Raw genomic sequence first — 22,705 nt, 5'->3', positions numbered from 1 at the left:
CGTCGAGGCTAGCGAATAACGATACGAGACGGTCTCGTATCGGAACTCTTTTACCGAGTCCTTACATGGGAGGGGGCGGGAGGAGCGCGCCAGGTGCGGGCGGGACTGGAGGAGCCCGTGGAGTTACGGGGATCACAACGGGCCGCGGGTGAGGGCGGACCCCTAGCCGTTCCATGGCACGAGGTGCCACCATGGAAGGGATCCGGGGACGCCGTCAGGGCGCCTCGAGATGACAGAAGGAGCCGTTGCGATGACGCAGCTCTCGGCTGCCCAGAAGGCCCCCGACAGCAGCAAGGCGCTGTACGGGGGGAAGGGCACCCGCCGCATCACTGTCCGCGACCTCAACGCCGCCAAGGAACGCGGCGAGAAGTGGCCCATGCTCACCGCGTACGACGCGATGACCGCGTCCGTCTTCGACGAGGCCGGCATCCCGGTCATGCTCGTCGGCGACTCCGCGGGCAACTGCCACCTCGGGTACGAGACGACCGTGCCCGTCACGCTCGACGAGATGACCATGCTCTCCGCTGCGGTCGTACGAGGCACCTCGCGCGCCCTGATCGTCGGCGACCTGCCCTTCGGGTCGTACCAGGAGGGCCCCGTACAGGCCCTCCGCTCGGCCACCCGCCTGGTGAAGGAGGCGGGCGTCGGTGCCGTCAAGCTGGAGGGCGGTGAACGTTCGCACCGCCAGATCGAGTTGCTCGTCGAGTCCGGCATCCCGGTCATGGCGCACATCGGTCTGACGCCCCAGTCCGTGAACACCATGGGCTACCGCGTGCAGGGTCGTGGCGAGGAGGCCGCCGCCCAACTGCTGCGTGACGCCAAGGCTGTGCAGGACGCGGGCGCGTTCGCGGTCGTGCTGGAACTCGTGCCGGCTGAGTTGGCCGCGGAGGTTACGCGGGTCCTCCACATTCCGACGATCGGGATCGGGGCGGGGCCGTCCACCGACGCGCAGGTTCTCGTCTGGACGGACATGCTGGGACTGACGTCCGGCAAGGTTCCGCGCTTCGTGAAGCAGTACGCGGACCTTCGGTCGGTCATGGGTGCCGCCGCGAAGGCTTTTGCCGAGGATGTCGTCGGCGGGACGTTCCCGCAGGAGGAACACTCCGTCCACTGAGCCATTGCGGCACCGAGGCAGCCCGCCGATCTTCCCCCGTCGGCGGGCTGTCGCCGCGCTTGCCTCCGGCGGTTGAGCAGGGCGCCTACGGGCGAGGTGCCTCCGGCGGTTGGGCGGGTGCGGGTGCGTTGTGGTTGCTCGCGCAGTTCCTCGCGCCCCTTGGGTGGGTGGTGGGTGCGGGGCCGCGTCGGGGGTGTCCGTCCTCGGACCGGCGCGCGTTGCTGTTGGCTGGGAGAGGGTGCCGGTGTGGGCGCGCCGGCCGCTGCGGGCGCACACCCCCGCCCCGTCCCCTTGCCGCCGCGGGCGGCCGCGGGGCCGTGGGGCGCGGGCTCCCTCCGGGCGGGCTTACCAAGCCGCGGGCTTGCTCGGGGCGCAGGCGCCTTCCGGGTGCCGGCAGTCGCAGGCTTTTGCTTTTTAGGGGCGCGGGGAACTGCGCGACCAGCCACAACGCACCCGCACCCGCGACACAACTGTCACCCACCACCCCGGTAGACACCCCACCCACCGCCGAAGGCGCCCACCCACCCCGCCGGAGGCAGGGGGCCTGGGGGCGCAGCCCCCAGTTTCGGGAAGGGGCGGGGCTGGGGAAGAAAAACCCCAACCGCCCACTCGTAACGTGGCGTTCACCCCGAATTGGCCCGCGGCGGGCAAGGGGCCCACCCCACCCCCACCCGTGGAGGCCCCGATGGCAGAAGCATCCGTACCCTTCCGCGCAGGCCAGCACGGCTACGCAAGCTTCCGGATCCCGGCCGTTGTCACCACGGCGGCCGGAACCCTGCTCGCCATGTGCGAAGGCCGCGTCGGCTCCCACGACGACTTCGGCAACATCGACATCGTGCTGAAGCGCTCCACGGACGGCGGCCGCACCTGGGGCCCCCTGGAAGTCGCCGCCAAACACGGCGACAACCTGGCCGGCAACCCCGCCCCGGTCGTCCTGGACACCGGCCGCCTCCTCCTCGTCCACGTACGCAACGCGGCACTGGCCACCGAAGACGCCATCCGGCGCGGCAAGGTGAGCGCCGCCGACGGCCGCCGCGTCTGGGTCCAGCACAGCGACGACGACGGAGTCACCTGGTCGACGGCACGCGACATCACCGCACAGACGAAGAAGGCGAGTTGGCGCTGGTACGCCACCACACCGGGCCACGCCGTCCAGCTCACCGGCGGCCGAGTGGTCGTACCCGCCAACCACTCCCTCCCACCCACCGGCAGGGACAACGGCACCGAGGGCAAGTACAACGGCGGCCACTGCCTCCTCAGCGACGACCGCGGCGAAACCTGGCGCATCGGCTACCTCGACGACAACACCGACGGCTACATCAACGTGAACGAGACGACCGCCGCCGAACTCCCCGACGGTCGCGTCTACTTCAACACCCGTAACGACGCCACAGCGCCCGGCACCCGCGCCGACGCCTACTCCACTGACGGCGGCCAGACCCTCGTGAAGCCCTTCCGGCCGCAGGCGGGGCTGGTCGCGCCCGTCTGCGAGGGCAGCGTTCTCCAGCTCCGCGACCCCGACGTACTGCTCTTCTCCGGCCCCGCCGTCCCCAACTACCGCGCACTCATGACGATCCGCGCCAGCACCGACGCCGGCGTCACCTGGCGGCCCGTGCACACGGTGGACGGACTGCCCGCCGCGTACTCCGATCTCGTACGCCTCGACGCCTCCACCGTCGGCCTCCTCTACGAGACGGGCGACTTCAGCGCGTACGAGACGATCACCTTCCGGAGAGTCCCCGTGACGGACCTCACCTGAGCGTCGGCGCGGCGCGGCGCGGACGTAAAGTCGGGCCATGACCTCTACCGACAACAGTGCACAGCAAGCCGCCAAGGCCCCGGCCAAGGACCCCTGGGACCTGCCCGACGTGTCAGGGCTCGTCGTGGGCGTGCTCGGTGGCACCGGCCCGCAGGGCAAGGGTCTTGCCTACCGGCTGGCCCGCGCAGGGCAGAAGGTGATCATCGGCTCGCGGGCCGCTGAGCGCGCGCAGTCCGCCGCGGACGAACTCGGGCACGGCGTCGAGGGCGCCGACAACGCCGAGTGCGCGCGGCGCAGCGACATCGTGATCGTGGCGGTGCCGTGGGAGGGGCACGGCAAGACGCTGGAGTCGCTCAGGGAGGAGCTGAGCGGGAAGCTCGTCGTCGACTGCGTCAACCCGCTCGGTTTCGACAAGAAGGGCGCGTACGCACTGAAGCCCGAGGAGGGCAGCGCCGCCGAGCAGGCCGCCGCGCTGCTCCCCGACTCGCGCGTCACCGCCGCCTTCCACCATCTGTCCGCCGTACTGCTCCAGGACCCGGAGGTCGAGGAGATCGACACCGATGTGATGGTGCTCGGCGAGGTACGGGCGGACGTCGAGATGGTGCAGGCGCTGGCCGGCCGTATCCCCGGTATGCGCGGCATCTTCTCCGGGCGGCTGCGCAACGCCCACCAGGTCGAGTCGCTGGTCGCGAACCTGATCTCGGTGAACCGCCGCTACAAGGCCCATGCGGGCCTGCGCGTCACCGACGTATGAGCGGTTGGGGGACACTGGTGGGCAGGAAAGCAGTGTCCCCCTGACAGGAGCCCACCCCATGCCCCGCCTGGCCCTCTACGCCCTCGCCGTCTGCGTCCTCTCCGTCGCCGCGGCCGTCGTCTCCTTCGCCAAGGGCTACTGGCTGGGCATCGTGTGGGTACTGCTCGCGGGCCTGTCGTCCAACATGACCTGGTACTACCTGCGGCGCGGCAAGGCGCGGAACGGGTCCGTCACGAACTGACGGTCTGCACGGTCATGCACGGGCGGTCATGCACTGGCGGTCATGCACTGGCGGTCACGAACCGACGCCGCAGAACTGGTCCGTCTCCGTCCAGAAGCGGTAGAGGTTCTGACCGCAGTACGTACTGATCTCGTCGATCCCCAGGCCGCGCAGCAGCGTGTCGATCACGTCGAAGAACACGCTGTTCACGGCCGGTATCCACAGGATGGCGATCACGAGGAGCAGCCCGAAGGGTGCGAGCGGCTCCACCTGCTGGCGGATCTTGTACGACAGCCAGGGCTCGAGCACGCCATAGCCGTCCAGGCCCGGCACCGGCAGGAAGTTCAGCAGCGCGGCCGTGACCTGGAGCAGCGCCAGGAACGCCAGGGCGAACCGGAAGTCGGCCGGCACACCGTCGAGCGCGTCCAGCCAGAACGGGGCCGTGCAGACCACGGCGAACAGCACGTTCGTCAGCGGGCCCGCCGCCGAGATCAGACTGTGCTTCCAGCGGCCCTGGATACGGCTCCGCTCGATCCAGACCGCACCACCCGGCAGCCCGATCCCGCCCATGATCACGAAGAGGACGGGCAGCACGATGCTCAGCAGGGCGTGCGTGTACTTGAGCGGATTGAGGGTCAAGTAGCCCTTCGCGCCTATGGAGATGTCGCCGCTGTGCAGGGCCGTACGCGCGTGTGCGTACTCGTGCAGACAGAGCGAGACGATCCAGGCAGCGGTCACGAACAGGAACACGGCGACGCCGGGCTGTTCCGCGAAACCGGTCCAGGTGGCCCAGCCCGTGACCGCCATGACGGCGACGATCCCGAGAAAGACGGGACTGATCCGCCGGTCGCTGTGGCGAGTGGTAGCGGTGGTCATGGGGTCGGGCTCCCTGGGGTTCGTACAAACGGGCGTGCCCGACCGTACCGGGCGTATGTGGAAAACGTCTCGCGCTCGGCTGTGAGTTCCGTACAGGGTGGGGGGATGTTCGCTCGTCAGCCACGCCGCCCAACCCTGTGACCTTCCCCCAAGCCACCAGAGACAATGGACCCCGTGCGCTATCGCATCCTCGGTACCACCCAGGCTCTTCGTCCCGACGGCAGCACCGTTCCTGTCGGTGGGGCGCGGTTGCGTGCTCTGCTGACCGTGCTTGCGTTGCGAGCCGGTCGTACCGTGCCCGTGGGGCTGCTGGTCGACGAGGTGTGGGACGGGGATCCGCCCGCCGATGCCTCGGGGGCGTTGCAGGCCCTGGTCGGGCGGCTGCGGCGGGTACTTGGGGCGGAGGCGGTCGTGTCCGAGGAGGGCGGGTACCGGCTTGCCGCCTCGGCCGACGACATCGACGTGCACCGGTTCGAGCGGCTCGTCGGCGAGGGTACGCGCGCGTTGGGCGACCGGGACCCCGCCAAGGCGGCCGACGCTCTCGACGACGCCCTCGCTCTGTGGCGCGAGCCCGCCCTCGCCGATCTCCCGGACCGCACCGCCGAGTCGGCCCGCCTGGAGGCCCGGCGGCTCGACGCCCTCCGCGCCCGGCACACCGCCGCCCTCGCCCTGGGCCACGCCGAGCAGTCCCTGCCCGAGCTGACCGCCCTGTGCGACAGCCACCCCCTGGACGAACCCCTCCAGGCCCTCCGCCTGCGCGCCCTGCGCGACGCGGGCCGCCCGGCTCAGGCGCTGGCCGCCTACGAGGACGTACGACAGCTCCTGGCGGACCGGCTGGGATCGGACCCGGGGCCGGAACTGCGGGTGCTGCACGGGGAGTTGCTGAGTGCGGGAGACAGCCTCGCCATGGCCGCGTCCGCTGCTCCGGGCGCCGACAGCCCCCGTACCTCCGAACCCCGTGCCCGTGGCAACCTCCGCGCCCGCCTCACCTCCTTCGTCGGACGTGAGGGCGATATCGAGGCCATCCGTGGTGACCTTGCGACCGCGCGGCTTGTCACCCTGCTCGGGCCGGGCGGGGCCGGGAAGACGCGGCTGTCGCAGGAGGCCGCCGAGACCGTACGGGATGTCGTACGGGACGGGGTGTGGCTGGCCGAGCTCGCGCCCGTGGACGACCCGGAGGCCGTTCCGGAGGCCGTGCTCACCGCCGTCGGGGCCCGCGAGACCGTGCTGTACGGCGCCGGGGCCGAGACCATGCGGGCCGGATCCGAACGGCATGACGACCCTGTCGAGCGGCTCGCCGACCACTGCGGCAAGCGGCGCATGCTGCTGGTCCTCGACAACTGCGAGCATGTCGTCGGCGCCGCCGCCCGGCTCGTCGAGGAGCTGCTGGAACGCTGCCCGGAGCTGACGGTGCTGGCCACCAGCCGTGAACCCCTGGGCGTACCGGGGGAGTTGCTGCGGCCGGTGGAGCCGTTGCCGGAGCCGTACGCGCTGCGGCTGCTCGCCGACCGGGGGGCCGCCGCCCGGCCGGGGTTCCGGATCGAGGACGATCCGGAGGCGGCGGCCGAGATCTGCCGGCGCCTCGACGGTCTCCCCCTCGCCATCGAACTCGCCGCCGCCCGGCTGCGGATGCTCACGCCCCGGCAGATCGCCGATCGGCTGGACGACCGTTTTCTGCTCCTCACCTCGGGCAGCCGTACGGTCCTGCCGCGCCAGCAGACGCTCAGGGCCGTCGTCGACTGGTCCTGGGAGCTGCTGGACGAGGGCGAGCGGGATGTGCTGCGGCGGCTGTCCGTCTTCGCCGGCGGCTGCGACCTCGCCGCCGCGGAGGCTGTCTGCGGGCCGATAGCCTTCGAAGCGCTCGGCTCGCTGGTCGACAAGTCCCTTGTGGTGGCGGCCCCTTCGGGCGACGGCGAGATGCGGTACCGGCTTCTGGAGACGGTCGCGGAGTACGCGGGTGAGCGGCTCGACGAGTCCGGGCGGCGGGCGGAGGCCGAGCGCGCGCATCTGACGTACTTCCGTGAACTTGCCCGCACCACCGAGCCGTTACTGCGCCGCCATGGTCAACTCGCCGCCATCGAACGCCTGGAGCGCGAGAACGAGAACATCCGTGCCGCCCTGCACCATGCCGTCGCCGCGCGGGAGGAGCAGGAGGCGCTGTGCCTCATCCTGTCGATGGCCTGGTACTGGCAGATGCGTGACCTGCGGATCGTCGCCCGCAACTGGTGCCGCGAGGTCGAGGCCCTCGGCCCCGACCCGTTCACCGAGCCCGTGCGACCTGCCGCCCCGCTGTGGGAGCGCTGCACGGACACGCCGCCTCCGTGGAGCGGCGAGGTCCTCGACGAGGCCCGGCGCCAACTGCAACTGATCCATCTCGCCTGCATAGACACGGAGTTGCCTGCCTGGCAGACACTCGAGGCTCAGACGAAGCTCCGAGTCATCTCCGAGACGTATGAGCCGGGACTTCCGCAGGTGAGCCGTTTCCCCGGTGCGGTGTGGTTCTTCGCCGTCATGCTCACCGGTGACATGGAGCGGGTGCGGACGATCGTCGACGCGGCCATCGACACCTGCCGTGATGTGCCCGGATACGAGTGGGATCTGGGCTCCAATCTGCAGATGCGCGCCAACCTTCTCGCCAACCGCGGCGAATGGGAGGGCGACGCCACCCGGGACGCCGACGAGGCGCTGGAGATCTACCGCCGCCTCGGCGATCTCTGGGGCATCGCCGATGCGCTCGCGGCGCGTGGAGAGGCGTATGAGCGCAAGGGCGAGTACGGCAGGGCCGTCGCCGACTTCGAGGCGGCCATCGAAAGTGCCGAACGTCTCGGTGCCCGCGCCCAGATGGGCGTGCTCACCGCCCGGCTCGGCGGCTCGCTGATCCAGGGGGGCGAGGCCGAGCGGGGAGAGCGCCTCCTGCGCGAGGTCATCGAGCAGGGGCGCGGCACCAACGACCAGTCGATGCCCTTCGCCCGGCTGTTCCTGGCCAACTGGCTCGGCATGACCGACCGGACCACCGAGGCGCGTGAGCAACTCCGGCTGCTGCGTGAGGAGTTCACGATCTCCTACTTCATCATCTTCGACGCGTACATTCTCGGCGCCGAGGCCTTCGTCGACGCGGTCGACGGCTGCTACGAGGAGTCCCTGGAGACGATCAGGCGGGCGCTCGAACTTGCCGAGAACCCGCTGTCCGAGGCCATCGCCCCACAGATGCGCTCCACGTATCTGACCACCGCCGCATACGCCCTCGCCCGCGTCGACGGCGGCAGCCGTGCCGGCGACGCCGCCCGCTGCCTCGGCGCCGCCGACGCGCTGCTGCCGCCCCGGCACTGCTGGTCGCCCCTGGAGCGTGAGGTGTACCAGCGGGCGGTGGAGCGCACGCGCGCCGTGCTCGGCGACGAGGCGTACGAGGCGGCGTACGCAGGGGGCGGCGGCCTTTCCTCCGTAGAGGCCGCCGCCCTGGTCTGAGACGCACCGGCGCGGGGCCGGGTACGTCAACCTCAGGTCTTCAACCTCAGGTCTTCGTACGGAACTTGTGGATGGCGATCGGTGCCATGACCGCCGTGAGCCCCACCGACCAGGCGACGGTCACCCACAGGTCGTGCGTGACCGGGCCGCCCACCATCAGCCCGCGCGCGGCGTCCGCGAGCGAGGACAGCGGGTTGACGTCGGTGAAGGACTGCAGCCAGCCCGGCATCGAGTCGGTCGGCGCGAAGATCGACGAGCCGAACTGGAGCGGCATCAGCACCAGGAAGCCAAGACCCTGCACGGACTGCGCGGTCTTCAGCACCACGCCCAGGGTGAGGAACACCCACATCAGCGCCGAGCCGAACAGCGAGGCCAGCGCGATGGCCGCGAGCAGCCCGCCCCAGTTGGTGATGTCGAAGCCGACCAGGACGCCGACGACCAGCATGATCGTGGTGGCGAGCAGCATCCGCAGCAGCTCCACCGCGATCTTGGCGAAGAGCACCGAGCCACGTCCGATCGGCAGGGACCGGAAGCGGTCCATGACACCGGAGTTGAAGTCCGTGTTGAAGCCCGTCCCGACCGACATGGCCATGCTCATGCCCATCATGGCCATCATTCCGGGCACGACGTACTGCACGTAGTCTTCCTGGCCGCCACCGAGCGCCTGCCCGATCGAGCCGCCGAAGACGTACACGAACAGCAGCGTGAAGACGATCGGCATCAGGATGGCGTCGAACATCGACTCCGGGTCCTGCCGGATCCACAGCAGATTCCGGCGGATCAGGGCGCCGGTGTGCCGCAGATGGGCCCGCGGACTGATCCGGGCGTCGCCCTTGATGATTTCGGTACTGATCGCGCTCATACGGAGACCTCTTCGCGGGCGTCGGTGGGCACGGTGTCCTGCGGGGCGCTCGCGCGGTGGCCGGTGAGGGACAGGAACACCTCGTCCAGGCTGGGGAGTTCGGTGGTGATCGAGGCGATTGTGATCCCGCGTGCGGTGACCGCGCCGACCACGGCGGTGAGCTGCTCGTCGCTGAGAATTGGCACGAGGAGCGTGCCGTTCGCGCTGTCCACCGTCGTGCTGGCGAGCCCGGTGATGCCCATCTCGTCGAGCGCGCCGGCGAGCGGGCGCAGTTCAATCGGATCGGCCGGGCGGATCCGCAGGGAGCGGCCGCCGACCTTCGCCTTCAGCTCGTCGATGGCGCCGTTCGCGATGACCTTGCCGTGGTCCACGACGGTCAGTTCGGAGGCGAGCTGCTCGGCCTCCTCCATGTACTGGGTGGTGAGCAGTACGGTCACGCCGTCGCCGACCATGCGCTTGATCTCCGTCCACACCTCGTTACGGGTGCGGGGGTCGAGGCCGGTGGTCGGCTCGTCGAGATACAGCACGGTCGGCTGCCCCATCATCGACGCGGCCAGGTCCAGGCGCCGCCGCATCCCTCCGGAGTACGTGTTCACCGGGCGCTTCGCCGCCTCGGTGAGCGAGAAGCGCTCCAGCAGCTCGTCCGCGCGGGACCTTGCGTCCTTGCGGGGCAGGTCGAGCAGGCGGCCGATCATGTAGAGGTTCTCCCAGCCGGGGAGCTTCTCGTCGACGGAGGCGTACTGGCCGGTGAGGCCTATCACGCGGCGCAGCTGGCGGGGCTGTCGTACGACGTCGTAGCCGGCGACGGTCGCCTGGCCGGCGTCGGGCTGGATCAGGGTGGACAGGATCCGTACGAGGGTGGTCTTGCCGGCACCGTTCGGCCCGAGCACGCCCATCACTGAGCCCTCGCGTACGTCCAGGTCCACGCCGTCCAGTGCCTTGGTCTCGCCGTAGTGCTTGACCAGTCCCCTGACGGTGACCGCACTGCCTGCGCGGGCGTTGGGGTTGTTGTCGATTCGCGTCATGCCGCCACGGTGCCAGGGGGCACTGACAAACCGCCGACAGCCCGCCTACAGGCGGCTGTCGGCGGTTTGTCGACTACGGGGAGGTGGCCCGCAGCCGCGACTCGAAGTGTCACCCACCACCCCCTGGCGGAGGGCTGGGGCGGAGCCCTCCCACGCGGCGGAGCCGCAAATTGATACAGCCGGGAAGGGGCGGGGCTGGGGACAGAACCGCCCGACCGCCGGAGGCAACCCGTTAACGTGACGGAATGACCAGCCCTGGCCCCCTCCTCGACCGCTACGCCGCCCGAATCATCGACCAGACCGCCCAGTTGACGAGGGCCGTCGACGGGACGGGCGCCACGTCGCCCGTGCCCGGCTGCCCGGGCTGGACGCTCGCCCACCTGCTCCGCCACGTCGGCGGCACACACCGCTGGGCCGAGACGGTCGTGCGGACCCGCGCTACGGGCCCCGTCTCGGACGAGCAGGTCAACCTCGTCGAGCCGCACGCGGACGACGACCTCGGCACGCTGTCCGACTGGCTCACCGACGGCGCCGCCCAGCTCGCGGCGACCTTGCGCGAGGCAGGCCCGGACGTCGCGGTGTGGACCGTGGCACCGGGCGGCACCCCGCTGTTCTGGGCCCGCCGGATGACGTACGAAACGGTGATCCACCGCTTCGACGCGACGGCCGCGGTCGCCGCGCCGTACACCCTCTACGCGGACGTCGCGCTCGACGGCCTCGACGAGTGGATGGAGTTCAGCACCCTGCCGCAGGCCTACGCATCGGCGACCGAGCAGAGGGCGCTGATCGGCCCCGGCGACCGGACCCTCCACTTCCATGCCACGGACGCCCCCGAGGGGACCGGGGAGTGGCTGATCGACCTCACCGCGCTCCCGTTCACCTGGAGCCATGCCCACAAGAAAGCGACCACCGCAGTGCGCGGCCCGCTCAGGGACCTCCTGCTGCTCCTGTACCAGCGCCGCTCACCGACCCCTGCCCAGGGCATCGAAGTCCTGGGCGACGAGGCCCTGCTCACCACCTGGCTGCAGGCAGCCGGCGACTGGCTGCGCAGGTGACGGGGTGACGGGCCCCCGACCACCTGCTCAGTCGTCCTCCCCGCCGCGCGGAGCGCCGTCGTGCCAGCGGGGATCCGTCTCCCATTCCACGTTGCGCTCGCGGGCGATCTCCAGCGCGTGTTCGGCCTCGCCTCGGGACGTGTACGGGCCGATGCGGTCCTTCGCGGGGCATTCGGGGCCCTCTTCGACCTTCTTGTGCTCCAGGCAGTAGTACCACTCGCCCGGTTTGCCAACCGTGCGCTTCTTGAACAGGGCCATGGCTCCGGCTCCTTTCGCCAGGGTCATCGTCCCCCAGCCGCCGCTGGTTAGACTCGCTGGCATGTCTGGCCAGTCGCTGCTCGTACCAGGGGAGCTCTCTCCCACCCGTCCCTTCCCGGGAAACATCAGGCGTCCCGAGTACGTGGGCAAGCCCGCCCCGACGCCGTACAAGGGTCCGGAGGTGCAGACCCCCGAGACGGTCGAGGCCATGCGGTTCGCCGGGCGGATCGCCGCGCGGGCGCTGGCCGAGGCCGCGAAGAAGATCGCGCCGGGTGTGACGACGGACGAGCTGGACCGGGTCGCCCATGAGTACATGTGCGACCACGGGGCATATCCGTCCACGCTCGGCTACCGCGGTTTCCCCAAGTCCTTGTGCACCTCCGTCAACGAGGTGATCTGCCACGGCATTCCGGACTCCACGGTGCTGCGGGACGGCGACATCATCAACCTCGATGTGACGGCGTACATCGGCGGGGTGCACGGCGACAACAACGCCACGTATCTCGTGGGCGAGGTGGACGAGGAGTCGCGGCTGCTCGTCGAACGCACCCGCGAGTCCCTGAACCGGGCCATCAAGGCCGTCAAGCCCGGCCGGCAGATCAACGTCATCGGGCGGGTCATCGAGTCGTACGCGAAGAGGTTCGGCTACGGGGTCGTACGGGACTTCACGGGGCACGGGATCAACTCGTCGTTCCACTCCGGGCTGATCATTCCGCACTACGACAACCCGAACGCGACCACCGTCATGCAGCCCGGGATGACGTTCACCATCGAGCCGATGCTCACGCTGGGCTCGTACGAGTACGACATGTGGGACGACGGGTGGACGGTCGTGACGAAGGACCGTAAGCGGACGGCTCAGTTCGAGCACACGCTGGTCGTCACCGACAGTGGGGCCGAGGTTCTTACGTTGCCCTAGGCCGTTGGCCTGCTGCGTCAGGTGTGAGAGCCGCCCGCTCCCTCCCCCTGGGAGCGGGCGGCTTTTTCATGTGGTCCGGCATGTGGGTGTGCTGTTGATTCGGGGTAGGGTTTTGCCGACAGGGTGTCGGGAAATCCATTGACTTAGGTAAGCCTAACCGTAGAAGATGAGCTCGGCTCTCGTCTTCCCTTCGGCCTCGGAGGTCCACATGAACTCGTCGGGTACACCGTTCTCGACGCTCATCCGCACGGCGTCGCATGAGCAGCATGTGGAGGCGGAGACGTCGACGTTCATGAGCGACCTGCTCGGTGGGCGGCTCGGTGTGGACGCTTACGCGCGCTACACCGAGCAGTTGTGGTTTGTATATCGGGCGCTGGAGGAGGAGGCGGAGCGATTGTCGGGCGACTCGGTCGCCGGGCCTTTTATCCAGCCCGAGTTGCTGCGGCTTGCTGCGCTCGAGCGGGATCTTGCGCACTTGCGGGGCGCGGACTGGCGGGCTGGGCTTACGGCGCTGCCGGCGACGGAGGAGTACGCGCGGCGTGTGACGGAGTGCGCGGTCACCTGGCCGGGCGGGTATGTCGCGCACCACTACACCCGTTATCTCGGCGATCTCTCCGGGGGACAGATCATCCGGGACAAGGCGGAGAAGACGTGGGGGTTCGCGCGGAAGGGCGACGGGGTGCGGTTTTACGTGTTTGAGCGGATCGCTAATCCGGCGGCGTTCAAGCGGGGGTACCGCGACCTGCTGGACGGTGTTCGCGCCGATGACTTGGAGAAGCAGCGGATTGTTGCTGAGTGCAAGCGGGCGTTTGCGCTTAACAGCGCGGTCTTTTCTGCGTTGGGGGAAGAGTTTCGCGTCAGCGCGTGAACGCTCCGGGGGGCGCGGTTTGAACGTGCGGGTTCGTTGTGGCTTGTCGCTCCCCCACTCTCGGCTCCGCTCGAGCGGGGGGACCCCCATCGCGGCGGAGCCGCAAATTGACACAGCCCCGCGCCCTAAGAGGCCTGCGGCCTCCCTAGGAGCGCCCCTGTAGCCCTCAGCGTTCCAAGGTCACCCTGCCGCCCACCTCTACCCAGCCCTCCGGCTGTGGTGCCGTCAGGAGTTGGGAGCCCGCGCCCTGGGTGATGTTCAGGGCTCGGCCCAGTTGGGCTGTCAGCTGGAGAGCTGCCGCGCCCGTTGCCTCGTCCTCCTCTATGCCGTCGCCCCGCCCTGGGAAGCCGCGGGCTCGGACACGGCCCGCTGCCTCGTCCTGCCAAGCCCAGGCGTAGAGCCACTCCCCTGGTGGGGGTACCTCCAACGCGTCGACCTCGGCTGCCGAGCCGTACTGGCGCAGCGTGCGCGGCAGGGCCCACTCTGGCCGGGCCTCGATCCAGCTGAACTCGCCGTCCAGGCGGGTCCCCACCACGCCTGCGGGCGTGACGAGTTCCGGCACGTCGAGGAGCCAGGCCGCCCCGACACACGGGTAGCCGGCGAAGGGCAGGCGTGCGCTGGGGGTGTAGATGTCGATGACCCCGCGTTCGGGGTCATCGACGAACACCGTTTCGCTGAAGCCGAGTTGGGCCGCGAAGGCCTGGCGGTCGTCGCGTTGCGGCATTCGGGAGCCGTCGCGTACGACCGCCAGGGCGTTTCCGTGGCGCTCGCCGGGGCCGCAGAACACGCGCAGCACGTCGTAGTCAGTCACTCGGGCATTCAAACATCAACCTGCGGGCGGCTACGGATCAGCCCTTCTCCCCCGCCCTGCGCCGACGTACCGCGAAGACCACGCCAGCGCCCGCCGCGACCGTCACGGCGGCCACGGCGCCAAGGGCTCCGGCCGGGACGGAGGAGCCGGTGGCGGCCAGGCCGCCCGTTACGCCGCCAGTGGTGCCGCCCGTGGTGGAGCCGGTGGTGCCCGCGCCCGTGCCGCCAGCTGTGCCGGAGGCATCCGTCGGGGTCGCGGAAGCGCTCGGGTCGTCAGTCGGCGGGAGCTCGGCGTCAGCCGAAAGGGCTACCGCGAGGTCCAGCGGGTCGAGTTCGGCGCCGGCCTTGTAGAAGCCGCCGAAGGCGTCCGAGCCCGCCGCGGTGAGCTTGGCGGTGACGTCCTGCAGCGTGATGACGTCGCCCTCCGTGACCAGGTCCGCCGACCCCGGCTGAAGGTCGGCGAGGACCACGTCGGCGGCGGTGGCCGGCGCCCTCGGCGTACCCGCCGCCGGGGAGGAGCTGGCACAGCGCTCCGAGCAGCGAATCGCCGCCGTACGCAAGGGAGTTCCGCAGGACGGCGACCAGCCGCGCGTCGTGTTCCTCTACCTCCGTGGCTCCGCCTCCGTCTATCTGATCGGCGGCAAGGGCTCGGGCGCCACCTCACTGCTCGAAGCGGCGGGAGCGGTGGACGCCGGGGCCGAGTCGGGCCTCGAGAAGGACTTCACCGCGATCACCACGGAGGCCCTCGCGCAGGCCACGCCCGACGCGATCCTCGTGATGTCCAAGGGCCTCGAGTCCGTCGGCGGCATCGACGGGCTCGTGAAGATCCCCGGCATCGCACAGACCCCGGCCGGCATGGAGCGCCGGGTCGTTTCGATCGAGGACGGCGTACTCCTCAACTACGGGCCGCGTACGGATGAAGTACTGAAGTCGCTGGTCAGTCAGTTGTACGGGGACGCCGAGTGACCGTGACGGACAAGGGCGCGGTCTCTGACACCGAGGCCCCGGCCAAGGAGGCACCGCCGGCTCCCCGCGAAAGACTCCGGCGTGGCGCCCCCTGGCTCCTCACCGTCACCATGACCGCTCTCCTCGCCCTGCTCACCCTCACCTCCGCGGGGCTCGGCGCGTACGACATCTCCCCCGGCGACGTCCTCACCTCCATCGCCCACCGCGCGGGCCTCGGTGGCAGCGAGCTCGCGCGCGTCCCCGAGTCCGTCCTGTGGAACGTCCGCTTCCCGCGCATCGTTCTCGCGCTGCTCATCGGCGCCTCGCTGGGCTGCGCGGGCGCACTGATGCAGGGCGTGTTCGGTAACCCGCTCGCCGAACCGGGCGTCATCGGCGTCTCGTTGGGTGCGGCGGTGGGCGCGGTCGCCGCGATCTCGCTCGGTCTGAACTTCCTCGGCAACTGGACCATCCCGGCCTTCGCCTTCGTGACGGGCCTCGGCACGGTCCTGCTGGTGTACGCGATGTCGCGCTCGGGCGGCCGTACGGAGGTGGTGACGCTGATCCTCACGGGCATCGCGGTGAACGCCTTCGCGGGCGCGCTGATCGGCCTGTTCATCTTCCTCGCGGACACCGCGGCGGTGCAGCAGATCGCCTTCTGGCAGCTCGGCTCGCTCGCCCAGGCCACCTGGCCGAAGGTGCTCGCCGTGCTGCCGTGCGCGGCCGTCGGATTGGCCGTCGCGCCGCTGTACGCACGCAAGTTGGACCTCCTCTCGCTCGGTGAACGTCCGGCCCGACATCTGGGCGTGGACGTCGAACGGCTCCGGATCACCCTCATCCTGGTCATCGCGCTGCTCACGGCAGCGGCGGTCTCCGTCTCCGGGGTCATCGGCTTCGTGGGCCTGGTCATCCCGCATCTCCTGCGGATGGCGGCCGGCCCCGGCCACCGCTTCCTCATCCCGGGCAGCGCACTCGGCGGTGCGGTGGTGCTGCTCGCGGGCGATCTCGCGGCCCGTACCGTCGCCGAGCCCGCCGAGCTGCCGCTCGGGGTACTGACCGCGCTGTTCGGCAGCCCGTTCTTCTTCTGGCTGCTGCGCAGGACCCGCCGCAGGCAAGGGGGTTGGGCATGAACGGCATGCGCGGCACTCGCGGCATGGGGTGGCTCCGGTTGCCCGGCGCGAGGCCCACGCCTCCCGCCGCCGTGCACCCCGGCGACGTACTCGCCAAGGCCGAGGCCCTTCACGTACGGCTCGGCGCCCGCGAGGTGCTGTCCGGCGTGGACGTCACGGCCCGCGCGGGTGAGGTGCTGGCCCTGGTCGGTCCCAACGGGGCGGGAAAGTCAACGCTGTTGAGCGCGCTCGCCGCTGATCTCCCGGCTGCCGAGGGGGTCGTACGACTCCATGGTCGCCCGGCGTCGGCCTGGTCGGCGCATGAACTCGCCCTGCGCCGCGCCGTGTTGCCGCAGTCCGCGACGCTCTCCTTCCCGTTCGCGGTCGAGGAGGTCGTACGGATGGGCCGGGCGCCCTGGGCCGGAACGGCGCTGGAGGACGAGGACGACCCGGCGGTGGCCGCGGCCATGGCGGCAACGGAGACCACGGAGTTCGCGGCCCGCCCCTTCTCCGCGCTCAGCGGCGGCGAACGGGCCAGGGTCTCACTCGCCCGCGTACTCGCCCAGCGCACCTCGCTCCTGCTCCTCGACGAGCCGACGGCCGCACTGGACCTGCGCCACCAGGAACTGGTGCTGCGGATCTGCCGGCAACGGGCCCTCGCCGGGGACGCGGTGGTGGTCGTACTCCACGATCTGGGGCTCGCGGCGGCGTACGCGCACCGGGTGGTGATCCTGTCCGCCGGACGCGCCGTGGCCGACGGGCCGCCGGCCGAAGTCTTCACGGACCGGCTGCTGTCGGACGTCTACCGGCAGCCCGTCGAGGTCTTCCCGCATCCGCGCAGCGGGGAGATTCTCATTACTCCCCTACGGGGTTCTTGACCCGGCATTGACTGTTTCGTGGGGCGCGGATTGAGCCACCGTGATCTGGCTGTTCTGTACGCGTTTTATGAGAGCTGAATCACTTTACGGGCGGGCTGTACTGAGGTAAGCCTCAGATAAGTTAGGGCGGCCTCACTTGGAGTCTTCGGCTCCTCTGTGCACTTCCCTTGAGCTTCCTTGGAGCCCGTATGCGCGCCGTCCGCCTCTCCGTCGTCACCGCCGCCGCCACCGCGGCGGCGCTGGCCGCCGTCACCGGCTGCACCGAGAAGAGCGATGCCGCGGGCGGCGACGGCGCCATCGCGGTGACCGCTACCGACACCAAGTGCGAGGTGTCCACAAAGGAGTTCCCGGCCGGGCATGTCGAGATCGACGTGGAGAACAAGGGCTCCAAGGTGACCGAGGTCTATCTGCTCTTCCCGGACGACCGGATCGTCACCGAGCGCGAGAACATCGGTCCCGGCACCAGCCAGAAGGTCACCGCCGAGGTGAAGGCGGGCGACTACCGGATCGCCTGCAAGCCGGGCATGAAGGGCAAGGGCATACGCCAGGACGTCACCGCCACCGGCGGCGGCAAGGTCGCCAAGCGCGACCCGCGCCTGGACAAGGCCGTCGCCGACTACCGGGCGTACGCGCAGCAGCAGGCCGACGAGACGCTGCCCAAGGCGAAGGTCTTCGCCGAGGCGGTCAAGGCGGGCGACATCGAGGCCGCGAAGAAGGCGTACGCCGACTCGCGCATCGGCTGGGAGCGCACCGAGCCGGTCGCCGAGTCCTTCGGCGACATCGACCCGAAGGTCGACCTGCGCGAGGACGGTCTGGAGGAGGGCCAGTCCCTGGAGAAGGACTGGACCGGCTGGCATCGCCTGGAGCGGTCGCTGTGGCAGGACAAGAAGCTCACCGACCGCGATTCCGAGCTCGCCGACCAGCTGATCACGGATCTGACGGACTGGCAGAAGCGGGTCGGCAGGGCCGAGATCACCCCGACCTCGATGGGCAACGGCGCCAAGGAACTCCTCGACGAGGTCGCCACCGGCAAGGTCACCGGCGAGGAGGAGCGCTACTCGCACACGGACCTGGTCGACTTCAAGGCGAACGTCGAGGGCGCCGAGAAGTCGTACGAGCTGCTGAAGCCGGTCGCCTCGGAGAACGACGCGGCGCTGACGAAGGAGCTCGACACGCAGTTCGCGGCGCTGAACACGCTGCTCGACAAGTACCGCGCGGACAAGAACTCCTACGAGTTCACCTCGTACGACAAGGTCGGCAAGGCCGAGCGCAAGGAGCTCTCGGACGCGGTCAACGCCCTTGCGGAGCCGCTGTCCAAGCTCGCCGCCGCGGTCGTGAAGTAAGAGGGCCTGCCGCCATGACGGACACCACGAACAGCACGGACAGTACGAGCAGCACGAACAGCACGGAAGCCACGGACGATGCCGAGGCGATGGGCGGGATGGAGGAGTCCAACTCCCGTGCTCCGTCCCGGCGTTCACTGATCGGCTGGGGCGGTGCCGGGCTCGCGCTCGGGGCCGCCGCGGCCGGCGGTGCGGTGGCGATGGCCCGTACGGGCGATGACGCCGAGCCGACCGCCGCCGCGGCGGGCGCCGCGGTCGCCTTCCACGGCGTGCACCAGGCGGGTATCGCCACACCGGTGCAGGACCGGCTGCATTTCGCCGCCTTCGAGGTGAAGACCGAGGACCGGGCCGAGTTCGTCCAGTTGCTGAAGGACTGGACGGTGGCGGCGCGGCGGATGGCTGCCGGGCACACGGTCGGTGAGGGCGCGTATGGCGGTCTGGCCGAGGCGCCGCCGGACGACACGGGTGAGGCGCTGGGCCTCAAGCCGTCGCGGCTGACGCTGACGATCGGCTTCGGGCCGTCTCTGTTCGGGAAGTTCGGGCTTGAGGGTGCGCGGCCCGAAGCGCTCGTTGACCTGCCGAAGTTCGCGGGCGACAACCTCGACAAGAACCGCAGCGGCGGCGATCTGTGCGTCCAGGCCTGCGCGGACGATCCGCAGGTGGCGGTGCACGCGATCCGCAATCTCGCCCGGATCGGCTTCGGCAAGGTCGTCATCCGCTGGTCCCAGCTGGGGTTCGGCAAGACCTCGTCGACGACTCCCGAGGAACAGACCCCCCGCAACCTCATGGGCTTCAAGGACGGCACCCGCAATATCGCGGGCACGGAGACGGACCGGCTCAAGAAGTTCGTGTGGGTGGACTCGGAGGGGCCGTCGTGGATGACCGGCGGCTCGTACCTGGTAGCGCGGCGCATCCGCATGAACGTCGAGACCTGGGACCGTACTTCGCTCCAGGAGCAGGAGGACATCTTCGGCCGCGACAAGGGCGAGGGTGCTCCGGTGGGCAAGGCGAAGGAGCGCGACGAGCCGTTCCTGAAGGCGATGAAGCCCGACGCGCATGTCCGGCTCGCGCACCCCGACTCCAACAACGGGGCGACGCTTCTGCGCCGCGGCTACTCCTTCACCGACGGCACGGACGGTCTCGGCCGCCTGGACGCGGGGCTTTTCTTCCTCGCGTACCAGCGTGATGTGCGCAAGGGCTTCATCCCGGTGCAGCGCAGCCTGGCGATCGACCCGCTCAACGAGTACATCCAGCATGTGGGTTCGGCGATATTCGCGATCCCCCCGGGCGTCCGGGACAAGGACGACTGGTGGGGCCGGGCGCTGTTCTCCGAGGAGGCGTAGCCCGTGTTCAGCAACTATCTGATCGGCCTGCGCGAGGGCCTCGAAGCCAGTCTCGTGGTCTGCATCCTCGTCGCGTACCTGGTGAAGACGGAGCGGCGGGACGCGCTGAAGCCCATCTGGATCGGCATCGGCGTCGCAGTCGGCATCTCCCTGGGCTTCGGCTTCGCCCTCGAATTCGGTTCCCAGGAGCTGACGTTCCAAGCACAGGAGGCGCTCGGCGGTTCGCTGTCGATCCTCGCGGTGGGCCTGGTGACGTGGATGGTCTTCTGGATGCGGCGTACGGCCCGTCATCTGAAGGCCGAGCTGCACGGGAAGCTGGACGCGGCGCTGCAGATGGGTACGGGTGCGCTGGTCGCCACCGCGTTCCTGGCGGTCGGCCGGGAGGGCCTGGAGACGGCCCTGTTCGTGTGGGCGTCCGTGCGCGCCTCGGGCGACGGCACCCAAGCTCCCCTGATCGGCGTCCTGTTGGGCATCGTGACCGCGGTCGTACTCGGCTATCTCTTCTACCGCGGGGCCCTGCGGATCAACCTCTCGAAGTTCTTCACCTGGACCGGCGGCATGCTGGTGATCGTCGCCGCCGGCGTTCTCGCGTACGGCTTCCACGACCTCCAGGAGGCCGACTTCCTGCCCGGCCTGACCAACAAGGCCTTCGACATCAGCACCACCATCCCGCCGGACAGCTGGTACGGCACGCTCCTGAAGGGCATCTTCAACTTCCAGCCGGACCCGACCGTGCTCCAAGTCATCGTGTGGGCGCTGTACTTGGTGCCGACGCTCGCACTCTTCCTGTCGCCGATGCGGCTCGGGGGCGGGCCGGCGAAGAGGCCGGCACCGGTGCGCGAGAAGGTCGAGGAGGCCTGAGGAACGGTCGAGGAGGCCTGAGAGGGGCCTGAGGTGGGCTCTCCGTACGTGGTCCCGTGTGCGGCGCGTTTCCCTGCCCCGATAGGGTTCGCCTCCGGGAAGGGGAAGGTGAAGACGATCCGATGAAGACGCCGCAGACACTTCGCAGGTGGGGCCGGTTGAGCACGTCGGCGGCAGCGGTCACCGTGCTGTCGGTGACGGCGAGCGGGTGCATGGTGGTGCACGGGGAGCGGGAGATCCTCCCGGGGGCCACGAAGACCGAGGCCGCACGCGCCCTCAAGGACTTCACGGCCGCCTACAACGAGGCCAACGCGGCCAACGACCAGGCCCTCGACGCCGCCCGGGTCACCGGCCCGCTCGCCGACATCGACGGCGCCAAGCTCAGGGCGGGCGCGAAGAACCAGCCGGGCGGCAATCCCGACTATGCCCCGCTGAAGCTGACGGACACCGAGTTCACCATCCCCAAGAAGGCGGGCTGGCCGCGCTGGTTCGTGGCCGACTCGAAGGCCAACAAGGGCGCCGGCAACACCCGTTGGCTGCTGGTCTTCACGCGGGGCGGCGCTGACGAGGTGTGGGAGGTCGCGTATCTGACGATCTTCGCCGCCGACGACGTACCGGAGTTCAAGAAGGACAAGGACGGCTGGGCCGAGCCGGTCACCGCGAACGCCGCGGATCTGGCCGTACCGCCGCGGGACCTGGCCGAGACGTATGCGACGTATCTGAAGGACGGCGGCGCCGCCTTCGCTCAGGGCCCGCACACCTCCGCGTGGCGGGACCTCCGCGAGAAGAACGCGGAGAAGCCGGGCTTGGTCCGCCAGTACCTCGACGAGCCGCTGACCTCCGGCGACTACGCCCCCCTCGGCCTGCGCACCACGGACGGCAGCGCCCTGGTCTTCTTCACCACGCGCCACTACGAGAAGCAGACTGCAGCCCAGGGCGTCCCGCTGAACGTCTCCGATGCGAACGTAAAAGCCCTGATGACGGGCGAGGCCAAGCAGTCGATCACCCTGGAGTCGGTCTCGAACCAGGCGGTACTGGATCCGGGGCCGGGCTCGGCGGACCAGAAGGTGCAGTTCTTGGCGCGGATTCAGGGGCTTACTGGGGCGAAGGGGGAGTAAGGGCGTCTTTGGGGGCGGTGACGGGCAAGTAAGCGCCCCTTCGGAGGCGAGGGCCAGGGCGAGTATGGAGGCCCGGGGCCAGTATGGCTCCCTTTGGAAGCGGGGGATGCCGGGCAGCGCCCCGTCAGGGGCGCGGGGAACGGCGCGACCAGCCACAACGCACCCGCAGCTAAATCACAAGCCCCGCGGAGCGCCCGGCGTCAGCCCCGCAGGGGCCAAGCCAATTGCTCCGGCTGCGCCCCGGCGTACCGGCCGCACTCATCCGTAAGGATCTCGAGCAGGGTCAGCGGGTCCGGGAGCGCGTACTCGGGCCCACGTACCCACGTGACCGAAAGGTCACCGGGAAGCTGCGCCGGCGGCACCAGCACATAGGACCCACGGCAGTGCCACCGCAACCCCGGATGCTCATCCATCGTCTCGGGGTGACAGTCCAGCTCACAGGGCCACCACTCGTCCTCGTCCTCAGGCGTACCGCGCGTCGCCGTGAAGAAGAGCATCCGGTCACCGCCGGACTCGGCGACGGGCCCGACCTCGATCCCGGAGGCAAGCAACCGCTCCAGCGCCTCACGACCGGCCTCGAGGGGCACATCGAGTACGTCGTGAACCATCCCCGTCGCGGTGATGAAGTTGGCCTGCGGCTGATGCCGGGCCCACCGCTCGATCTGCGCGCGGTCGGTCGTGGACTGGGTCTGCCAGGCGAACGACACGGGGTGCCGGGCGGGAGTGGGACAGCCGACGCGGTCGCAGGAGCACCGGTAGCCGGAGGGGTGGGCGGCGGGCGCGAGCGGCAGCCCGGCGCCTGCGGCGGCGAGGAGCAGTTCCTCACGGCTGGTGTCGTCGGCGGCATCGCTCGTCGAGGGACGTCGGCGGCCGCGCAGCCACTGGGAGATCCTGCCCTGCCCGCCGCTCGAACGGCGGCCGAACTCTGCGCTCATCTATCCCCTCGCCTCGCTGTTGTGCGGACAGCGTGTTGCGGACAGCATGCCTCATGGTCTCACCATTCGGCGGCACGGGGTGCCGAAGCGCCCGTCCTGGGGTGGGTGGGGCGATGCATGCGTGACACAGGGATCAGGCGCTATCACGCACTTTGAGGGGATTTGGCGGCCGGTTCTACGTACCCCCGGTG

The 22,705-nt window shown here is 69.9% G+C and carries 21 protein-coding genes and 1 pseudogene; 15 read left to right on the top strand and 7 right to left on the bottom strand.

The genetic code is table 11. From position 1 onward, the window contains the following. Window positions 1–250 precede the first annotated feature (250 nt). The 4 genes from panB to ACQEVY_RS34295 all read left to right on the top strand — a co-directional run bounded on the left by panB (window position 251) and on the right by ACQEVY_RS34295 (window position 3,868). Window positions 251–1,114 carry a 3-methyl-2-oxobutanoate hydroxymethyltransferase gene (gene panB, locus ACQEVY_RS34310; protein WP_432953252.1) on the top strand — a complete coding sequence of 288 codons (864 nt, stop codon included), beginning with the start codon at window positions 251–253 and terminating at the stop codon, window positions 1,112–1,114. Window positions 1,115–1,799: 685 nt separating this feature from the next. Then, window positions 1,800–2,873 (top strand): sialidase family protein, encoded by a 1,074-nt coding sequence (locus ACQEVY_RS34305; RefSeq protein ID WP_432953251.1) that lies wholly within the window; start codon window positions 1,800–1,802, stop codon window positions 2,871–2,873. 37 nt (window positions 2,874–2,910) lie between these two features. Then, entirely contained in the window at window positions 2,911–3,627 is a 717-nt protein-coding gene (gene npdG, locus ACQEVY_RS34300; protein ID WP_328772117.1) for an NADPH-dependent F420 reductase, read from the top strand. 58 nt (window positions 3,628–3,685) lie between these two features. Then, window positions 3,686–3,868, top strand: a complete 183-nt coding sequence (locus tag ACQEVY_RS34295; protein WP_328772116.1) for a hypothetical protein — start codon at window positions 3,686–3,688, stop codon at window positions 3,866–3,868. 54 nt (window positions 3,869–3,922) lie between these two features. On the opposite strand, the gene ACQEVY_RS34290 is transcribed toward ACQEVY_RS34295, so the two are convergent. Then, on the bottom strand, window positions 3,923–4,723 hold the full coding sequence (locus tag ACQEVY_RS34290; protein ID WP_432953250.1) for a site-2 protease family protein: 801 nt from the start codon (window positions 4,721–4,723) through the stop codon (window positions 3,923–3,925). 165 nt (window positions 4,724–4,888) lie between these two features. On the opposite strand from ACQEVY_RS34290, the gene ACQEVY_RS34285 reads away from it, so the two are divergent. Further along, window positions 4,889–8,188, top strand: a complete 3,300-nt coding sequence (locus ACQEVY_RS34285; protein WP_432953249.1) for an AfsR/SARP family transcriptional regulator — start codon at window positions 4,889–4,891, stop codon at window positions 8,186–8,188. Between the two features lie 46 nt (window positions 8,189–8,234). On the opposite strand, the gene ACQEVY_RS34280 is transcribed toward ACQEVY_RS34285, so the two are convergent. Together ACQEVY_RS34280 and ACQEVY_RS34275 are read right to left on the bottom strand one after the other, a co-directional pair. Further along, on the bottom strand, window positions 8,235–9,050 hold the full coding sequence (locus ACQEVY_RS34280) for an ABC transporter permease (RefSeq protein ID WP_432953248.1): 816 nt from the start codon (window positions 9,048–9,050) through the stop codon (window positions 8,235–8,237). Then, a complete protein-coding gene (locus tag ACQEVY_RS34275) occupies window positions 9,047–10,075 on the bottom strand; it encodes an ATP-binding cassette domain-containing protein (protein ID WP_432953247.1) in 1,029 nt (342 codons plus the stop codon). The genes ACQEVY_RS34280 and ACQEVY_RS34275 overlap by 4 nt, the downstream gene beginning before the upstream one ends. Window positions 10,076–10,320: 245 nt before the next feature. On the opposite strand from ACQEVY_RS34275, the gene ACQEVY_RS34270 reads away from it, so the two are divergent. Further along, on the top strand, window positions 10,321–11,130 hold the full coding sequence (locus ACQEVY_RS34270; protein WP_432953246.1) for a maleylpyruvate isomerase N-terminal domain-containing protein: 810 nt from the start codon (window positions 10,321–10,323) through the stop codon (window positions 11,128–11,130). Between the two features lie 27 nt (window positions 11,131–11,157). Here the strand turns inward: ACQEVY_RS34270 and ACQEVY_RS34265 are convergent, their stop codons facing one another. Further along, complete coding sequence (locus ACQEVY_RS34265; protein WP_432953245.1) at window positions 11,158–11,388, bottom strand: hypothetical protein; 231 nt, start codon at window positions 11,386–11,388, stop codon at window positions 11,158–11,160. A 61-nt stretch (window positions 11,389–11,449) separates the two neighbouring features. Between ACQEVY_RS34265 and map the strand changes: the two genes are divergently transcribed. Together map and ACQEVY_RS34255 are read left to right on the top strand one after the other, a co-directional pair. Beyond that, window positions 11,450–12,307: a type I methionyl aminopeptidase gene (gene map / locus ACQEVY_RS34260; RefSeq protein WP_432953244.1), complete on the top strand. Its 858-nt coding sequence runs from the start codon at window positions 11,450–11,452 to the stop codon at window positions 12,305–12,307. A 208-nt stretch (window positions 12,308–12,515) separates the two neighbouring features. Then, the gene (locus tag ACQEVY_RS34255; RefSeq protein ID WP_432953243.1) at window positions 12,516–13,175 is read left to right on the top strand and encodes a heme oxygenase (biliverdin-producing); all 660 of its coding nucleotides are present in this window, start codon (window positions 12,516–12,518) and stop codon (window positions 13,173–13,175) included. 166 nt (window positions 13,176–13,341) lie between these two features. Here the strand turns inward: ACQEVY_RS34255 and ACQEVY_RS34250 are convergent, their stop codons facing one another. Beyond that, window positions 13,342–13,986, bottom strand: a complete 645-nt coding sequence (locus ACQEVY_RS34250; protein ID WP_432953242.1) for a PhzF family phenazine biosynthesis protein — start codon at window positions 13,984–13,986, stop codon at window positions 13,342–13,344. A 37-nt stretch (window positions 13,987–14,023) separates the two neighbouring features. Next, complete coding sequence (locus ACQEVY_RS34245) at window positions 14,024–14,455, bottom strand: HtaA domain-containing protein (RefSeq protein ID WP_432953241.1); 432 nt, start codon at window positions 14,453–14,455, stop codon at window positions 14,024–14,026. Window positions 14,456–14,462: 7 nt separating this feature from the next. On the opposite strand from ACQEVY_RS34245, the pseudogene ACQEVY_RS34240 reads away from it, so the two are divergent. From ACQEVY_RS34240 to ACQEVY_RS34210, 7 genes and pseudogenes are all read left to right on the top strand, one after another. After that, window positions 14,463–14,951 (top strand): annotated as a pseudogene (locus ACQEVY_RS34240) (heme/hemin ABC transporter substrate-binding protein); the annotation flags it as partial. After that, a complete protein-coding gene (locus ACQEVY_RS34235; protein WP_432953240.1) occupies window positions 14,948–16,057 on the top strand; it encodes a FecCD family ABC transporter permease in 1,110 nt (369 codons plus the stop codon). The pseudogene ACQEVY_RS34240 and the gene ACQEVY_RS34235, both read left to right, overlap by 4 nt. Then, a complete protein-coding gene (locus ACQEVY_RS34230; protein WP_432953239.1) occupies window positions 16,054–16,914 on the top strand; it encodes a heme ABC transporter ATP-binding protein in 861 nt (286 codons plus the stop codon). The genes ACQEVY_RS34235 and ACQEVY_RS34230 overlap by 4 nt, the downstream gene beginning before the upstream one ends. 188 nt (window positions 16,915–17,102) lie before the next feature. Beyond that, a complete protein-coding gene (efeO, locus tag ACQEVY_RS34225; RefSeq protein WP_432953238.1) occupies window positions 17,103–18,257 on the top strand; it encodes an iron uptake system protein EfeO in 1,155 nt (384 codons plus the stop codon). Between the two features lie 89 nt (window positions 18,258–18,346). Beyond that, complete coding sequence (efeB, locus tag ACQEVY_RS34220) at window positions 18,347–19,600, top strand: iron uptake transporter deferrochelatase/peroxidase subunit (RefSeq protein ID WP_432955554.1); 1,254 nt, start codon at window positions 18,347–18,349, stop codon at window positions 19,598–19,600. A 3-nt stretch (window positions 19,601–19,603) separates the two neighbouring features. Further along, entirely contained in the window at window positions 19,604–20,461 is an 858-nt protein-coding gene (gene efeU / locus ACQEVY_RS34215) for an iron uptake transporter permease EfeU (RefSeq protein ID WP_432953237.1), read from the top strand. A 122-nt stretch (window positions 20,462–20,583) separates the two neighbouring features. Further along, entirely contained in the window at window positions 20,584–21,579 is a 996-nt protein-coding gene (locus ACQEVY_RS34210; RefSeq protein ID WP_432953236.1) for a hypothetical protein, read from the top strand. Between the two features lie 200 nt (window positions 21,580–21,779). Here ACQEVY_RS34210 and ACQEVY_RS34205 read toward each other — a convergent pair whose 3' ends face one another. Beyond that, window positions 21,780–22,514, bottom strand: a complete 735-nt coding sequence (locus tag ACQEVY_RS34205; protein ID WP_432953235.1) for a bifunctional DNA primase/polymerase — start codon at window positions 22,512–22,514, stop codon at window positions 21,780–21,782. Between the last annotated feature and the right edge of the window lie 191 nt (window positions 22,515–22,705).

Origin of the sequence: Streptomyces sp. CA-288835 (genome assembly GCF_050936385.1) — a bacterium.
In the GTDB taxonomy this organism is placed as follows: Bacteria; Actinomycetota; Actinomycetes; order Streptomycetales; family Streptomycetaceae; genus Streptomyces.
This window is presented reverse-complemented; position numbering and strand designations above follow the sequence as displayed.

Coding starts and splice junctions, on each gene's coding strand:
- panB (WP_432953252.1), top strand. CDS start 251: ATGACGCAGCTCTCGGCTGCCCAGAAGGCCCCCGACAGCAGCAAGGCG.
- ACQEVY_RS34305 (WP_432953251.1), top strand. CDS start 1,800: ATGGCAGAAGCATCCGTACCCTTCCGCGCAGGCCAGCACGGCTACGCA.
- npdG (WP_328772117.1), top strand. CDS start 2,911: ATGACCTCTACCGACAACAGTGCACAGCAAGCCGCCAAGGCCCCGGCC.
- ACQEVY_RS34295 (WP_328772116.1), top strand. CDS start 3,686: ATGCCCCGCCTGGCCCTCTACGCCCTCGCCGTCTGCGTCCTCTCCGTC.
- ACQEVY_RS34290 (WP_432953250.1), bottom strand. CDS start 4,723: ATGACCACCGCTACCACTCGCCACAGCGACCGGCGGATCAGTCCCGTC.
- ACQEVY_RS34285 (WP_432953249.1), top strand. CDS start 4,889: ATGGACCCCGTGCGCTATCGCATCCTCGGTACCACCCAGGCTCTTCGT.
- ACQEVY_RS34280 (WP_432953248.1), bottom strand. CDS start 9,050: ATGAGCGCGATCAGTACCGAAATCATCAAGGGCGACGCCCGGATCAGT.
- ACQEVY_RS34275 (WP_432953247.1), bottom strand. CDS start 10,075: ATGACGCGAATCGACAACAACCCCAACGCCCGCGCAGGCAGTGCGGTC.
- ACQEVY_RS34270 (WP_432953246.1), top strand. CDS start 10,321: ATGACCAGCCCTGGCCCCCTCCTCGACCGCTACGCCGCCCGAATCATC.
- ACQEVY_RS34265 (WP_432953245.1), bottom strand. CDS start 11,388: ATGGCCCTGTTCAAGAAGCGCACGGTTGGCAAACCGGGCGAGTGGTAC.
- map (WP_432953244.1), top strand. CDS start 11,450: ATGTCTGGCCAGTCGCTGCTCGTACCAGGGGAGCTCTCTCCCACCCGT.
- ACQEVY_RS34255 (WP_432953243.1), top strand. CDS start 12,516: ATGAACTCGTCGGGTACACCGTTCTCGACGCTCATCCGCACGGCGTCG.
- ACQEVY_RS34230 (WP_432953239.1), top strand. CDS start 16,054: ATGAACGGCATGCGCGGCACTCGCGGCATGGGGTGGCTCCGGTTGCCC.
- efeO (WP_432953238.1), top strand. CDS start 17,103: ATGCGCGCCGTCCGCCTCTCCGTCGTCACCGCCGCCGCCACCGCGGCG.
- efeB (WP_432955554.1), top strand. CDS start 18,347: ATGGGCGGGATGGAGGAGTCCAACTCCCGTGCTCCGTCCCGGCGTTCA.
- ACQEVY_RS34210 (WP_432953236.1), top strand. CDS start 20,584: ATGAAGACGCCGCAGACACTTCGCAGGTGGGGCCGGTTGAGCACGTCG.
- ACQEVY_RS34205 (WP_432953235.1), bottom strand. CDS start 22,514: ATGAGCGCAGAGTTCGGCCGCCGTTCGAGCGGCGGGCAGGGCAGGATC.